This window comes from Pseudarthrobacter sp. NamE5 (assembly GCF_005796225.1).
In the GTDB taxonomy this organism is placed as follows: domain Bacteria; phylum Actinomycetota; class Actinomycetes; order Actinomycetales; family Micrococcaceae; genus Arthrobacter.
This window is the reverse complement of record NZ_VAHO01000005.1, coordinates 215886-228963: the sequence shown is the minus strand read 5'-3', so window position 1 is coordinate 228963 and position 13078 is coordinate 215886. Positions and strand designations below refer to the sequence as shown.

The window sequence follows — 13078 nt, the reverse complement described above, 5'->3', positions numbered from 1 at the left end:
ACCCAAAGGCGGGCTCTCCCACCCTGTTCAGCGACCTCCCTATGCGGAGTCGCTGGCACCGGTCTTCTGGTACCTCATCCCGTTTATCGCGGTGGCGCTTCTCCTGGCTGTCATGCTCAAGCAGATCCCGCTCTCGGACACTGCCGGGATGGTTGCGCGCGGCGAAGCGGTGGGCGGTGAGGAGGCGGAGCCTCGCCGCAGCGCTGCCCACGGGGGTCCCCACCCCGCCGTTCATGGGCGGAACGGCGGGGTGAGGTCAGGGTTCGAAGTGGGCGGCTTCGGCTGGAGCCAGTGCGCGATGGATGCTGGTGAGATACCCCGCCATCAGTTCGGGGAGTTCATCCACACCGAACCAGCCGACTGCCAGCCCACGGAGGCCAGACGCTCGGTTCGGCCACCACGGCCGTTCCCTCAAAAATTTCCCTCACCAGTCCCCGCGCCGACTCTGCGCCGGCCCGTGTTGCCTGCCTGCGTCCCCTGCCCGGAGGCACTTATGCCGGGAGGAGCATGGCCGCAGCTGCTCCGGCCAGCATGAACGGGCCAAAGGGGATGGACGATTTCAGTGTCCCTTTGCGCGCAACCAGGAGCCCAAGGGACCACAGTCCCCCCAAAAGGAAAGCCAGGAAAGTGCCCGCGAACAGGTGCCCCCAGCCAAGGTAGCCGAGGTACATCCCCAGGACTCCTGCCAGCTTCACATCCCCGAAGCCCATGCCCGGCGGATAGGCCATCCGCAGGATGAAGTAAAAGACCCAGAGGATGGCAGCACCCGCCACAACACGAAACACCGGCAGGGCCACCAGGCCGCCAAGGGGCCCTGCGATTGCCTGCTCAGTGCCACCGCCAGTTGCGGCAAAAGCCGCCGCAAGCAGCAGGGCACCGGCCACGGCGTAGGACGGGAAGACGATCCGGTTCGGCAGGAGGTGATGCCGGACATCGATGACGGTGAGCCTGATGGCCATGACAGCGAAATAGGCACAGGCGGCCAGCACAAGCCAGAAGGCCAGCGGAGTTTGCTGCCACAGTTCGCCCAGTCGTTGGATCACCCTCGGATGCTACTGGATTCCAGTGCCCGGCCGTACTGCCCGCGCGTAAACTGTGGATATGTCGACGTGGGACTCCCGGCACTGGGCGGACCCGGACAGCGGCGCTGCCCGGACGGACCTCGTGACCATGTTCCGGAACCTGTGCCGGTCCTCCCCCTGGAAGTGGCAGTCGTTGCGCTTTGAGTACTGGGATGAGCCCTTCGAGGAAGCTCCCAGTCCTGCAGCTCCCTTGGTCCGCGCCTGGCTGCGCCGCCCGGGCGCGCTGCGCCTCGAAAGCCCGGACGGACTGGTCCTGCACAGCACCACCGGAATCAACGATTCCAAGGACGGCTTCTACGTCAGCTCCACCCGGAAATCGTGGCTCCTGCCGCCCCACTTGGTGACCCCGGTGTACGATGACTCGGGCCTGGTCCGGCGGCGCCCGGAGGCAGCGTACGGGGAGCCGGGCTTCGGTAACGGCCGGTTCTCGGCGGCGCTTGATCCCGTGGAGCTAGCCGGGAATGCCCCTGTGCCCCTGGAGTTTCCGGGCAGCAACCCGGTAGAGGTGCGGGACGTCATCAGGTTGGAGCATGAAGGGCGGCCGGCGCTGGAGGCAGAAGTGGCTCCCACCCCCGCGTACCATCCTGCGGACCCTTCAGCTCCGCTGTGCCCGCCGGGCCGAAACCGGATACGCGTGGATTTGGGAACGGGGGTTTGCGTCTCCAGCCATGCATTGAAACCCGAAAAAGATCAGTACGGCCACTGGCTGCGGATCATCGCGGTGGATGAATACATGCTGGATGACCTGTTCCTGGCCGAATCGATGAACCTAACGGACGTCCGCCGCCACATCAGCTGGGACGTCCCGGCCTGATTGTGACAGCCGCAACCCTGACTCATCGGCTAGGCTTCGCGGATGACCTCCCTAACCGACGTTTGGCCACTCTTCGGCCTCCGGCTGGCCACGCCACGCCTGGAACTCCGGCCCATTCAGGACGAAAACATCCCGGCAGCAGTCAAGGCAGCTGAAAGTGGAATCCACGCTGTCGGCCGCAACCCTTTCAGCACGCCCTGGACAGAGCTTCCGGCAGCCGAACTCGGGGCAAACATGGCACGCTGGTACTGGCGCTGCCGGGCCGAATGCACACCGGAGTCATGGACCCTCCTGCTGGGCATCTGGTACGAGGACGAATTCATTGGCTGCCAGGACATCGGTGCCAAGGACTTCGCCACTCTTAAGACCGTCACCACCGGCTCCTGGCTCAAGCAGTCCGTGCAGGGCCGTGGCCTCGGCAAGGAGATGCGTGCCGCCGTTGCCCTTTACGCATTCGACTGGCTCGGTGCAGAAGTCGCCGAATCCGAAGCAGCAGACTGGAACGGCGCGTCCCTCGGAGTGTCCCGCTCCCTCGGCTACGAACTCAACGGCACCACCCGTAAGGCCTGGGGCAGCAAGGCCGAAACGGTTCAGCACGTCCGCCTCACCCCAGAAATCTTCAAACGCCCTGATTGGCAGCTGAAAGTGGACGGCCACGAGGCAGCAGCGAACTTCCTGAAGGTGACCTGACCACAAGGCGGGTTACGGTCCTTCGCGTAGGAGCGCATCGCCGACCAGAGCTATGCGAAGGTCGCCCAGCGACCGTAGCGGCGCCAGGCGGAGTATAAGCGGCGTCCCGAGGGACCCGAGGCGAGCTTGCGAGCCTTGGGAAGGGACCTCCGCGCTAAGCGACGGCGAAGGGCCGTGGCCCGCCGAACGGGACCACGGACCTTCCAGGGCACCCCCGCTCAGCCCTCGAGCAGTTCGGTGACCAGTGCGGCGATCGGGGACCTTTCAGAGCGGGTAAGCGTGATGTGGCCGAAGAGCGGGTGTCCTTTCAGGGTTTCGACGACGGCGGCGATGCCGTCGTGGCGCCCGACGCGGAGGTTGTCGCGCTGGGCGACGTCGTGGGTCAGGACGATCTTCGAGTTCTGGCCGATGCGGCTCATGACGGTGAGCAGGACATTCTTCTCCAGCGACTGTGCTTCGTCAACGATCACGAAGGCGTCGTGGAGTGAGCGCCCGCGGATGTGGGTGAGGGGCATGACCTCCAGCATGCCGCGGTCCATGACCTCCTCCACCACTTCCTGGCTGACCAGGGCGCCCAGGGTGTCGAAGACTGCTTGCGCCCACGGGTTCATCTTCTCTGACTCGGAACCGGGCAGGTAACCCAGTTCCTGCCCGCCCACCGCGTAGAGGGGACGGAAGACAATCACTTTGCGGTGCTCGCGCCGTTCCAGCACAGCTTCCAGTCCGGCACACAGCGCCAGCGCGGACTTGCCGGTGCCGGCCCGGCCGCCGATGGATACGATTCCGACGGCGGGGTCCATCAGCAGGTCGATGGCAAGCCGCTGCTCGGCAGACCTGCCGTGGAGCCCGAAGACGTCACGGTCGCCCTTCACCAGGCGGACCTGCTTGTCCGGCCCAACCCGGCCCAATGCCGACCCCCGGTTGGAGAGCAGGACAAGGCCCGTGTTGACGGGCAATTCCCCGGCCGCGGGGATGAAAACCGGTTCGTGGCCGTAGAGGGTGGAGACCTCCTGCTCGCTGGCTTCCACCTCGGCGACGCCGGTCCAGCCTGAATCCTTGACCAGTTCGTTGCGGTACTCGTCGGCGGTAAGCCCCATGGCCGACGCCTTAACCCGCATGGGCAGGTCCTTGGACACGACGGTGACGTTTCGGCCCTCGTTGGCAAGGTTCTTGGCGACGGCCAGGATCCGGCTGTCGTTGTCCCCGCTTCGGAAGCCCAGCGGCAGAACCTCCGAGGAGATGTGGTTCAGCTCCACCATGAGGGAGCCGCCGTCGTCCCCGATGGGAATAGGCTGGTTGAGTCCGCCGTGCTTGATGCGGAGGTCGTCCAGGAGCCGCAGGGCCTTGCGGGCAAAGTAGCCCAGCTCAGGATCGTGCCGCTTGGCTTCCAGTTCAGTGATAACCACCACCGGAACAATAACCTCGTGTTCAGCGAAGCGCAGCAGCGCGCGGGGGTCGGACAGCAGGACGGAGGTGTCGATGACGAAGGTGTTAATCGTGGCTTCCCTTCCGGAGACAGCAAAACCGGCCGCAGCATCCGCTGCTGCACCGGTCTGTAAGGTGGCTCGCGTGGCGCGAGAGGTAGCTTTCCCTCCCTGGTCGGACAGGACCTCGGGCAGTTGTTCAGAAGTAGCCACATCGACTCCAGCCCCGGGCGCCAGCCCGGAATTGTTATTGGTGAGGCGGCTCGGCCAGGAGGCCGGGTCCGGCCTCCCATACAACCGGTGCGATGATTCGCTCCATGTACTGGCCTCCCCGATCAGCCGGCGGTTTTGCCTGCTGATGGATATAACGTAAATCCACCCCAGGTAATTTCCGCAACCATTACGCGGCGATTCCTGTTGCGTTGACGTGAACTCCTGATGAACCGGGACCGTCAGGAACCGAAGCGGCGCTGCCTTCCGGCGTAGTCGCGGAGGGCGCGCAGGAAATCCACCTTGCGAAACGCGGGCCAGAGGGCCTCACAGAAGTAGAACTCGCTGTAGGCGCTCTGCCACATCAGGAAACCGGAGAGACGCTGTTCACCCGAGGTTCTGATGACGAGGTCCGGGTCCGGCTGGCCCCGGGTGTAGAGGAATCGGGAGATGTCGTCCACGCAGAGATCGTCAGCCAGCTTGGAGATGTCCGCTCCCCTGGCTATGGCATCATGCAGGAGTTCACGCACTGCATCAACGATCTCCCGGCGTCCGCCGTAACCCACGGCCACGTTCACGTGGATCTTCTCGTGCACTGGGGTCCTGGCGGTCAACTTATTGAGCCTCTCGGCCAGGTAATCGGGCAGCAGCTCCGGCGCGCCCATGGCGTGGACGGAGATGTTGGCATCCTCGTCCAGCCGGTCGAGGGTGTTGGCGATGATGCCCATGAGGAGGTCCAGTTCCTCGCTCGACCTGTTCATGTTGTCCGTGGACAGCATGTACAAGGTGACCACCTTGACGCCCAGCTCCTGGCACCAGCCAAGGAACTCGTGGATCTTGTCCGCACCGGCCTGGTGGCCCTGGCTGGTAGGGGCATTGAACTGCCTCGCCCAGCGGCGGTTCCCGTCCACCATGACGCCGATGTGCCGGGGAATCCGGTCTCGGGCCAGGTCTTTGAGGAGCCTGCGCTCATAAAAGCCATAGAGGAACCCGGGCAACTCCACGCGTTCACTCACCTGACTTCCTTGGTACGTACTTTGCACATCCTAGGCTACCGCCCGCGGCGGCCCCTGCCCGCCCGCCCACACCGGGTACCTCCGCTCAGACACCTACTAGCCAGTAACTTACCGGCGCGTAAGTTATTCTGGGACCATGAACAGCGAGACCCCGGATACCCCGCGGACGCCGCAGCCCGACAAGCACAGCAGCACGGGAACCGGCCCCGCAACGAACGCCATGGATGAGGCTGCTGTCCGGCTGGCCGAGCTTTTGATGATCAAGCCAAAATGGCGCGGCTGGATCCACACCGTGACCGCACCGCTGGCACTCGCGGCAGGAATCATCCTGGTGGCAATGGCCCCCACCGTGGACCGGAAAGTCACTTCGGCCATCTACGCAGCCACCGGGGTCCTGCTGTTCGGGGTCAGCGCCGTGTACCACAGGGGAAACTGGTCCCCGCGGATCAAGATCATCCTCAAGCGGGTGGACCACACCAACATCATGCTGGTCATCGCCGGAACCTACACGCCCCTGGCCTGGACGCTCCTGGAGCGGCCCAAGGCCGTGCTGCTGCTCTGGGTCATCTGGTCAGGGGCGATCCTGGGCGTACTGTTCCGGCTGTTGTGGACGGACGCACCCCGCTGGCTGTACGTGCCGATCTACATAGCACTGGGCTGCGCGGCCCTCTTCTACCTGCCGCAGTTCTTCCAGGCCAGCATTCCCGCGGCCACGCTTATCTGCGTGGGCGGCATCCTGTACATCACGGGAGCGGTCTTTTACGCCCTGAAGAAGCCTAACTTCAGCTATCACCACTTCGGGTTCCACGAACTCTTCCACGCACTGACCGTGGTCGCCTTTGCTGCACATTACGCAGCCATAGCCACGGCAGTCCTGGACTGAGGCGGCTCAGCGCCGCTGCTCACCCTTCCCAAGGTCCGTGCCGCCGTCGGCCGTTTTCTGGGCGGACCCTGTTTCCTGAACTGGGCCCTGCCCTGCATGCCCACGGCCGGCACTGTCAGCGGCGTCGGCCGCCTCAACGTCAGCCGCGGCAGCGGCAGCCAGGCGCTCTTCCTCCACCTGGGCACGGTAGCGGACGCGGCGGATGCGCCGCACCATGTCCACGATCAGCAGTGCCGTCGCAACCACGAAGAACGCCGTCATGATGAAGCCCAACAGGCCGGGCGTCACCTGGTCCTCGGAAATGCCTTCGCGGAGCGTGGGCGTAGGCAGCGGCGTCGGGGTGGTAGCCAGGCTGAGGAGCAGATGATGCACGGTGAATTACCTTCTGTGGAGCGGATGGCAGCGGCCGGGGATGTGACGGCGGGCCAGACCCTATCTTCTACGAGACATAGAAATGCCGGCTGCTTCTATCTTAGCCCGGCGAACAGGTCCCGCTCAGGGAGCTCGGAAGGAACCTTTGACCTGATCAGGGAGTAGTCTTCCCATGGCCAGGCCCGGCGCTGCATCTCCGGAGACACGGCAAAAAAGAATCCCAGCGGATCCACTTGGGTGCGGTGCGCCCGGAGGGCGTCATCCCGCACCTCAAAAAAATCCCCGCAATCCACCTGCGTGGTGGTGGGGTGAGTCGCAGGAGGCGGAGTGTGCCCTTCCGCGTCCGACTCGAGCCAGGCCGCGAGCCGCTCCGCGTACGGGGACTGCAGGCCGGCTTCCTCCAAGGCAAAATGCAGTGCGCGGAAGCGTTCCGGGCTGAAGGCCCGGTCGTAATAGAGCTTGCTGGGCTCCCAAGGCTCTCCGGCTCCCGGATAGCGTGACGGGTTCCCTGCCGATTCGAAGGCCTCCACTGCCACCCGGTGCGCCATGATGTGGTCCGGATGGGGGTAGCCTCCGTTTTCGTCATAGCTGAGGATGACGTGCGGCTTGAACGACCGGACCAGCCGCACCAGGGGGGCGGCCGCCTGGTGGAGCGGCAGTGTGGCGAAAGATCCCGCGGGAAGCGGAGGAAGCGGATCGCCTTCCGGAAGGCCGGAGTCAACGAAGCCCAGCCACCGCTGCCTGATGCCGAGGATTGCCGCTGCCCGTTCCATCTCCAGGCGCCGGGCACCGGCCATATCACGCTTGGGATGCGGCTCGTCCTCGACCGCGGGGTTCTGGATGTCCCCCCGGGAGCCGTCGGTGCACGTGGCCACCAGGACGTCAACCCCGGAAGCTGCGTACTTGGCCATCGTCGCAGCGCCTTTGCTGGACTCATCATCCGGGTGGGCGTGGACTGCAAGCAGCCGTAGCGGCGCCGGGGAGTTGCTGGACGCTGTCATCGAAGGACGGCTCCTTAATTTCTTTTTGCTGCCAGTGGCTGCTGGACGGATCGCTTGAGCGGGGCGGTTGGTTGCCAGGGCTGCTGCAAAACCAGCCTCTGCCGGAAGGGCACTAAACTGGTCTGGTGACTTCACCGGACCAGCCGGCCCAACCCGCGCCTGCAGACACTAGCCTAGCCAATCGCTATGGCACCCAAAAGCGCAGCATCAAGCCCGGCACCAAGCGCATTCTGGGTGGTGCTGCACTAGCCGTGGGAATCGGGTTTCTGGCCTGGGTTTCCACCTCCCAGTCCCTGTCCGATGTTTCCTTCAAGGACGTCGGCTACAGCACCACGGATGCCACACTGGCAGAAGTGGACTTCCGAGTGACGCGTGAGCCTGGTACTCCGGTTAAGTGCGCGGTTAAGGCACTGGATTCCAAGTTCGCCATTGTGGGCTGGAAGGTGGTAGACATTCCTCCCGGAGAGGCCAATGGAACGGCCGACGGCGGACGGACGGTTGCCCAGCGGGTGGCCGTGCGCACCGAGTCGCTCGCTGTGTCCGGCGTGGTAGACAGCTGCTGGGCTGCTGACGCCTAGCGGCGGAAGTGTGACGCGCACCGCTTCCTTGTTGGGTATGTCCAAGTGATTGACTACAATGGAGCAATACCTTTACCCCGCTGAGCTGGTTACTGTTCCACAAGTGGCCACCGTGGCGGGGTCTTTTGCATGTAGGACCACTAGAGGAGAAGTCCGTGTCTACCACCAACAGCGCAGCTGCAGCCTGGCTCACCCAGGAAGCTTTTGACCGCCTGAAGGCAGAGCTGGACCACCTTTCCGGCCCTGGCCGGGCAGAGATCGTCCAGAAGATTGACCAGGCCCGGCAGGAGGGGGACCTGAAGGAGAACGGCGGCTACCACGCAGCCAAGGAAGAGCAGGGCAAGATTGAGGCCCGCATCCGCCAGCTGACCGTGCTGCTCCGTGACGCCCACGTGGGCCAGGCCCCGGCAGACGACGGAATTGTGGAGCCCGGCATGATTGTCGTGGCAAGGATCGCCGGAGATGAAGAGACCTTCCTGCTAGGTTCCCGCGAAATTGCCGGCGACTCGGACCTGGACGTCTTCAGCGAGAAGTCCCCGCTGGGTGCCGCCATCCTGGGGCACAAGGAAGGCGAAACCCTGAGCTACGTGGCACCCAACGGCAAGGATATCAAGGTGGAAATCCTCTCCGCCAAGCCGTACGCAGCTTAGTCCTGCCGAGGCAAACACAAGGCTGGCCGTTCCGAAGGGGCGGCCAGCCTCTGTGTTTATGCGGCGGGAGACCCTACAGCGCAGTTCCGCGGGCCCGGCTGCGGCGCCGGAGCAGCAAGGCGGCCACCACTCCCCCGGCGGCCCCGCCCAAATGGGCCTGCCAGGAAACGTATCCCGCCGCAATGGGCAGAACGCCGAGCAGGATGCTCCCGTAGCCCATGAACAGGACAACTGCCAGGAGTATCTGGCGCCAGCTGCGGTTGATGAAGCCGCGCACCAGGAGGAACGCAAACAGCCCGAAGACCAGGCCTGAGGCACCCACGGTGACGCCGCCGTCGCCTATCAGCCAGACGGCGATCCCCGAACCAAGCCAGCTAAAGGCAAGGGCGGTCAGGAATACCCTGAGTCCCGAGAGGAACACCAGGAAACCGAAGATGATCAGCGGCAAACTGTTGGACATCAGGTGGTTGAGGTTTGCGTGCAGCAGCGGGAAGGTGAAGATGTCCACCAGGCCATCCGCGCTTCTGGGCCGCAGGCCGAACGTCCAGTTCAGCGAGCGCAGCATTAGCGCGTTCACCATCTCGATGACAAAGAGGAGAACCACAAAGCCGCCCAGAACCAGCAGGCCGCCCTTCGCGCGGGCGGCAACAGTGCCCCGCTGGCCGGGGCTTCCGTTTCCCATGAGCCCTGCCACCGGCGGTCCTAATGCACCACGATGGGCTGGAAGCCTTCGGCACGCAGGGCGGTGAGTACCTGCTCGCCATGCTGGTGGCCTTTGGTTTCCAGGTTTACGGTAATGGACACGTCCCCCATGCTGATCGAGCCGCCTACCCGCGTGTGGTCGAGGCCGGTGACGTTGGCGTCGTTCTCGGCGATGATCCTGGCAATGGTGGCCAGCGAACCGGGACGGTCATCGAGCATCATGCGGACCGTCATGTAGCGCCCTGCGGCTGAGAGGCCCCGCTGGATGACCTTGAGCATGAGCATGGGGTCGATGTTGCCGCCGGACAGGACCGCCACCGTGGTGCCGGGGTTTTCGATCTTGCCGTCCATCAGCGCTGCAACCCCCACCGCGCCGGCGGGTTCCACCACCATCTTGGCCCGCTCCAGCAGGAAGATCAGCGCACGGGCCAGTGAATCTTCGCTGACCGTCACCACATCGTCCACCAGTTCACGGATGATGCTGAAGGGAAGCTGGCCGGGCCTGCCAACCGCAATGCCGTCCGCCATGGTGGACACCTTTTTCAGGGGTACCAACGCGTCGGCTGCGAGGGACGGCGGGTAAGCCGCAGCGTTCTCCGCCTGGACGCCGATGATGCGGATTTCCCGTCCGAGCTCCCTTGCCCGGGCTTTAACGGCGACGGCGACCCCCGCCAGGAGTCCGCCGCCTCCCACCCCCATGAGGATGGTGTCCACAGTGGGGACCTGTTCCAGGATTTCCAGGCCCAGTGTGCCCTGTCCCGCCACGACGTCCACGTTGTCGAAGGGATGGACAAAGACCGTTCCTGTTTCGTTGCTGTAGCGCTGGGCTTCAGCGAGCGCCTCGTCAACATTGTGGCCGTGCAGGATGACCTCCGCACCGTGGCTGCGGGTGGCCGACAGCTTGGGCAGCGCAACGCCCAGCGGCATGTAGATGCGCGCCTTGATGCCGAGGCTCTTGGCGGCAACGGCGACGCCCTGCGCGTGGTTGCCTGCGGAGGCGGCCACCACCCCGCGCTTTTTCTCCTCGGGGGTAAGCCGGGCCATCCGCACGTAGGCGCCCCGGACCTTGAACGAACCCGCCCGCTGAAGGTTCTCGCACTTAAAATAGACGTCGCCGCCCACCATCGCGCCCAGGGCCCGCGATGATTCCACAGGCGTGCGCGTGATAATCCCGTCGAGCAGCTTCTGCGCCTCCAGGACATCGTCCAGCGTGACGGGAAGGGTTTCAAGGACGTTCACGGACTATTCTCCTCTGGAAATTCGGCCCCGGGGCCCGGCTCCGCAGCGGGAGGGGCATCGGGATGTTCTGCTGTTGTGCCGGCGGCGGCGCCTTTGCCGCGGCTGAGCGCTGCCGGCGGCTGGACGTCGCGGATGGTGTTATCCGCGCCTGCCGTCAGTGGCTCTCCGGCGAATACCGGCACTTGTTCATGTTCCCACGTTCTGGCGGCGATGTAGCGAACGGCTGAGTTTGCGACGGCGAGGATGGGCACCGAGAACAGGGCGCCTGGGATGCCGGCAAGGTACGATCCGGCCGCCACTGCAAGGATGACCGCCACCGGGTGCAGGGCAACCGCCTTGCCCATGACCAGCGGCTGCAGGATGTGGCTTTCCAGCTGCTGGACGAGCAGCACGATGCCAAGCATGATCAGGGCGTTGATGGGGCCGTTAGCCACCAGGGCCAGCAGGACCGCGATGGCGCCGGTGACCAGGGCACCGACGATCGGAATAAAGGAACCAATGAAGACCAGCACGCTGAGGGGAAGCGCGAGGGGAACTCCGATGATGGCGGCACCGACACCGATGCCCACTGCGTCCACAAAGGCCACGAACATTTGGATGCGCGCATAACTGACCATCGACGCCCATCCCCTGCGCCCTGCGCCGAATGTTGCCGCCCTTGCCTTCCTGGGAAGCATCCGGACCAGGAAGGCCCAGATGCGGTCCCCTTCCAGCAGGAAGAAGATCAGGATGAAGAGGGCCAGGATAAGGCCGGCGGCAAAGTGCCCGGCAGTGCTGCCGAAGGACAAGGCTCCGCTGACGATGCTGCTGGTGTTTTCCTGCAAGGCGGTGGATGCATCCTGCAGGTACTGGTCCATCTGGTCCGCGGTGAGATGGAGCGGACCGTCCGACAGCCAGCCCTGGATCTGCTTGACCCCTGCAAGCGCCTCGGACCAGAGTTCGCCAAACCCGGAGATCAGCTGCCTGCCCACCAGCGCCAGCGATCCGGCTATCAGGCCGATAAAGCCCAGCACGGTGACGGCGACCGCCACCCCGGACGGCAGCCTGTGGCGCTTGAGCCACCCCACCACCGGGCTCAGGAGCCCGGCGAGGAGGGCAGCCACCATGACCGGAATGATCAGGAAGCTGATCTTGCTCAACAGCCAGACCAGCGCGCCGCCCACCAGGAGGATCAGGCCAAGGCGCCACGCCCAGGAGGCGGCGATGCGGATGCCGTAGGGAATGTCCCGGTCCAGTTCACGGTCGGCTAGGACCCGCAGCGGTTGGCCCGCGGCAGGCAACTGCGGTCCCGAAGTAGGGCTGGTGGAGGTAACGGCATCCTTTGCTGGCGTCATAGCCTAATACTTCCGCAGCCGCGGCTTATTCGGAAACCGCTACCCTTCTGTGCCAGGGCTGTAGTCGATGCCCCATTCGATGCTGAAGGATCCGCCCGGCGGCAGCCAGCGGAGTCCCTCTCCCGAGTTGAAGGCGTTGGCGGGCCCGGTCATGGGTTCGACGGCCACCGCGCGCGTGCGGCCGGGGTACCTGTCGCTCACGAAGACGTGGACGTACTGGCAGGATTCGTCCTGCCACAGGCTCACCTGGCTGCCGTCCCGGGCTGCCAGCGTGTGGCGCGCTTTTCCTGCTGCAAAATGCAGGTCTGTCAGGGCAACGTCCACCGTCAGCGCCGCGATCTCCAGGCCTGCCCTGAAGTCCGTGTCCCCCTGGACCGGGGCAGTGCTGCGCGGAATGAGGCGTTCGTCCGCCACCAGACGGGCATCCGCAGCTACCGTCAGCACCAGGTCCGCCAAGGGCGCATCACCCAGCCGGAGGTATGGATGGGCTCCCAGGACGAAGGGGGCGGGCTGGCTGGCATCGCTGGCAAGGGTCTGGCGGACCAGAAGCCCGAGGTCCTCCCCGAGCTGATACTGCACCCGGTGACGCAGCAGGAAGGGATACCCGTGCTGCGGAAAAATGGTGGCTTCCAGCGTGACCGAGTGCTGCGATTCGTCCACCAGGGCGTAGGAGGAGTTCCGGAGCAGGCCGTGGCTGGCGTTGTTCCGCCCCACCTCGGTGATGTCCAGCTGCTGCTTTTTGCCGTCGAGCAGCCAGGCGCCGTCCTCAACCCGGTTGGCCCAGGGGGCGAGCGTGATTCCTGCGCCGCCCGGCGGAATCTGGTCATCGGCGTAGGTCTCGGTCAGGAGGGTCCCGCCTCGGCTGTAGGAACGCAGGCCTGCCGCCAGCTCGGTGACGACGGCCAGGGCATCGCCGCGGCGGATCTCGTACTGCCGGCCCGTGGCATAAGCACGTCGGGTCGGAGCGGCGCTGGTTTCCTGGGATGAACTGGAACTCATGGGCATTACCGTACCGGTCCCTGACCGATATGGCGCGTAGCCAGCCTTCCGCCTCGTTGTGAGTTTTTGTTGTTAACTATTCAT

Annotated in this window: 14 protein-coding genes; 5 read left to right on the top strand and 9 right to left on the bottom strand. The window is 64.8% G+C overall.

Annotated features, from left to right (window positions below; translation table 11 throughout):
* Positions 1-491: 491 nt before the first annotated feature.
* On the bottom strand, positions 492-1043 hold the full coding sequence (locus FDW84_RS08925) for a prepilin peptidase (protein ID WP_138608595.1): 552 nt from the start codon (positions 1041-1043) through the stop codon (positions 492-494).
* A 58-nt stretch (positions 1044-1101) separates the two neighbouring features.
* Here FDW84_RS08925 and FDW84_RS08920 point away from each other — a divergent pair, with 58 nt between their 5' ends.
* Together FDW84_RS08920 and FDW84_RS08915 are read left to right on the top strand one after the other, a co-directional pair.
* Positions 1102-1896 (top strand): proline racemase family protein, encoded by a 795-nt coding sequence (locus FDW84_RS08920; RefSeq protein ID WP_138608593.1) that lies wholly within the window; start codon positions 1102-1104, stop codon positions 1894-1896.
* A gap of 42 nt (positions 1897-1938) precedes the next feature.
* A complete protein-coding gene (locus FDW84_RS08915) occupies positions 1939-2586 on the top strand; it encodes a GNAT family N-acetyltransferase (protein WP_138608591.1) in 648 nt (215 codons plus the stop codon).
* Positions 2587-2804: 218 nt separating this feature from the next.
* Here FDW84_RS08915 and FDW84_RS08910 read toward each other — a convergent pair whose 3' ends face one another.
* Positions 2805-4223, bottom strand: coding sequence for a PhoH family protein (locus tag FDW84_RS08910; protein ID WP_138608589.1), 1419 nt, complete (start codon positions 4221-4223; stop codon positions 2805-2807).
* A gap of 239 nt (positions 4224-4462) precedes the next feature.
* Positions 4463-5224, bottom strand: a complete 762-nt coding sequence (locus tag FDW84_RS08905) for an isoprenyl transferase (RefSeq protein WP_138608679.1) — start codon at positions 5222-5224, stop codon at positions 4463-4465.
* 232 nt (positions 5225-5456) lie between these two features.
* Here FDW84_RS08905 and FDW84_RS08900 point away from each other — a divergent pair, with 232 nt between their 5' ends.
* The gene (locus FDW84_RS08900; protein ID WP_171046734.1) at positions 5457-6119 is read left to right on the top strand and encodes a PAQR family membrane homeostasis protein TrhA; all 663 of its coding nucleotides are present in this window, start codon (positions 5457-5459) and stop codon (positions 6117-6119) included.
* Between the two features lie 6 nt (positions 6120-6125).
* Here FDW84_RS08900 and FDW84_RS08895 read toward each other — a convergent pair whose 3' ends face one another.
* A complete protein-coding gene (locus FDW84_RS08895; protein ID WP_138608587.1) occupies positions 6126-6491 on the bottom strand; it encodes a hypothetical protein in 366 nt (121 codons plus the stop codon).
* Positions 6492-6586: 95 nt separating this feature from the next.
* Complete coding sequence (mca, locus tag FDW84_RS08890; RefSeq protein ID WP_138608585.1) at positions 6587-7492, bottom strand: mycothiol conjugate amidase Mca; 906 nt, start codon at positions 7490-7492, stop codon at positions 6587-6589.
* Positions 7493-7617: 125 nt separating this feature from the next.
* Between mca and FDW84_RS08885 the strand changes: the two genes are divergently transcribed.
* Positions 7618-8070 carry a DUF4307 domain-containing protein gene (locus FDW84_RS08885; RefSeq protein ID WP_138608583.1) on the top strand — a complete coding sequence of 151 codons (453 nt, stop codon included), beginning with the start codon at positions 7618-7620 and terminating at the stop codon, positions 8068-8070.
* Between the two features lie 155 nt (positions 8071-8225).
* Positions 8226-8720: a transcription elongation factor GreA gene (gene greA, locus FDW84_RS08880; RefSeq protein WP_138608581.1), complete on the top strand. Its 495-nt coding sequence runs from the start codon at positions 8226-8228 to the stop codon at positions 8718-8720.
* Between the two features lie 73 nt (positions 8721-8793).
* Here greA and FDW84_RS08875 read toward each other — a convergent pair whose 3' ends face one another.
* Genes FDW84_RS08875 through FDW84_RS08860 form a run of 4 tightly spaced genes read right to left on the bottom strand, consistent with a single transcriptional unit; the run spans position 8794 to position 12994 of the window.
* The gene (locus FDW84_RS08875) at positions 8794-9402 is read right to left on the bottom strand and encodes a rhomboid family intramembrane serine protease (RefSeq protein ID WP_240721446.1); all 609 of its coding nucleotides are present in this window, start codon (positions 9400-9402) and stop codon (positions 8794-8796) included.
* A gap of 20 nt (positions 9403-9422) precedes the next feature.
* Complete coding sequence (ilvA, locus tag FDW84_RS08870; protein WP_138608577.1) at positions 9423-10661, bottom strand: threonine ammonia-lyase; 1239 nt, start codon at positions 10659-10661, stop codon at positions 9423-9425.
* The gene (locus FDW84_RS08865; protein ID WP_171046728.1) at positions 10658-11995 is read right to left on the bottom strand and encodes an AI-2E family transporter; all 1338 of its coding nucleotides are present in this window, start codon (positions 11993-11995) and stop codon (positions 10658-10660) included. The genes ilvA and FDW84_RS08865 overlap by 4 nt, the downstream gene beginning before the upstream one ends.
* Positions 11996-12034: 39 nt before the next feature.
* Entirely contained in the window at positions 12035-12994 is a 960-nt protein-coding gene (locus tag FDW84_RS08860; RefSeq protein WP_138608575.1) for an aldose 1-epimerase family protein, read from the bottom strand.
* Positions 12995-13078: the final 84 nt, after the last annotated feature.

Coding starts and splice junctions, on each gene's coding strand:
- FDW84_RS08875 (WP_240721446.1), bottom strand. CDS start 9,402: ATGGGAAACGGAAGCCCCGGCCAGCGGGGCACTGTTGCCGCCCGCGCG.
- FDW84_RS08900 (WP_171046734.1), top strand. CDS start 5,457: ATGGATGAGGCTGCTGTCCGGCTGGCCGAGCTTTTGATGATCAAGCCA.
- FDW84_RS08920 (WP_138608593.1), top strand. CDS start 1,102: ATGTCGACGTGGGACTCCCGGCACTGGGCGGACCCGGACAGCGGCGCT.
- FDW84_RS08865 (WP_171046728.1), bottom strand. CDS start 11,995: ATGACGCCAGCAAAGGATGCCGTTACCTCCACCAGCCCTACTTCGGGA.
- mca (WP_138608585.1), bottom strand. CDS start 7,492: ATGACAGCGTCCAGCAACTCCCCGGCGCCGCTACGGCTGCTTGCAGTC.
- FDW84_RS08915 (WP_138608591.1), top strand. CDS start 1,939: ATGACCTCCCTAACCGACGTTTGGCCACTCTTCGGCCTCCGGCTGGCC.
- FDW84_RS08860 (WP_138608575.1), bottom strand. CDS start 12,994: ATGAGTTCCAGTTCATCCCAGGAAACCAGCGCCGCTCCGACCCGACGT.